This is a genomic window from Bartonella sp. CE47NXGY (assembly GCF_042195415.1).
GTDB lineage: Bacteria > Pseudomonadota > Alphaproteobacteria > Rhizobiales > Rhizobiaceae > Bartonella.
Map to the genome: position 1 here is coordinate 1 of NZ_JBHIOI010000181.1, position 947 is coordinate 947.

Genomic DNA, 947 nt, shown 5'->3' on the forward strand with positions numbered 1-947 from the left:
CGCTTAGCCAGCCCAAATGAATGGCAAAGTTATAATAAATTTACCAGTAAAGTCACCATGGGTGACGACTTGGAGATCTTGGGTAATGTATCATCTGACTTCTTCGGTCTTCCAAAAAGGAAAGTGGTTACCCGTTTAAGCACAAGTGGAAGTACGCTTAAAGGACCGCTTAAAGTTGATGATGATCTTGTTTATACCAAATCACAAGTGGATGCAGCCATCTTGGCACAGATAAAGAGTCTTAAAAAAGATTTGACCGATAAAATCACGAATTGGCCGGCTCTTGCTGATGCTGAATTGCTCTATACACAGGATGGAAAAATTCAATGGCCCGATTGGGTAACGGATAACACAAAAGTCGAAATCCAAGCATGGGGTGGCGGCGGCAGTGGTGGGGGTGGTTATTCTTATTACTTAGGAGGCGGTGGCGGCGGTGGCGGTTGTACGGTATGGTATGGTTATAAAGCGAGTTTAAAGGGTCATGAGAATATCACAATTGGTAAAGGAGGCGCTTCTGTTGCATCACGCAGTGCGACAGGAAATTCTGGAGGAACAACAACCGTTGGCAAAAATTTTATTACGGCGACAGGAGGACATGGTGGTGGGGGTGCTTCTGCCTATCAATCTCACACGGGATTTGGTGGTGGTACGACTACCTACTATTCAGGCGATGGCGGTGCTGGAGGAACAGGTGGAAACTTTGGTTTAGCAACGGATGAACATCTAGGAATTGCCAAAGGCGGAAATGGTTATGCTGGAACGAATGGAATTACGAGTAAAACAAGCGGTAATGGAGGCGATGCTGGAGGTGATACATCACGTGGTGGCTCTGGAGGAGTCGGCAAAGGTTCCTATAGTTCGGGAAAAGCAGGGCGTGGTTTTGGGGGCGGAGGTGCTGGCTCTCATGGAGATTCCTCTCCAAGCGGCGCTGGAGCTGATGGCGCTGT

1 protein-coding gene is annotated in these 947 nt (G+C 47.9%); it reads left to right on the forward strand.

The features are described from left to right. Positions 1-947: hypothetical protein (locus tag ACFIL3_RS10520; RefSeq protein WP_375682253.1), on the forward strand; the 947-nt coding region annotated here is incomplete at both ends.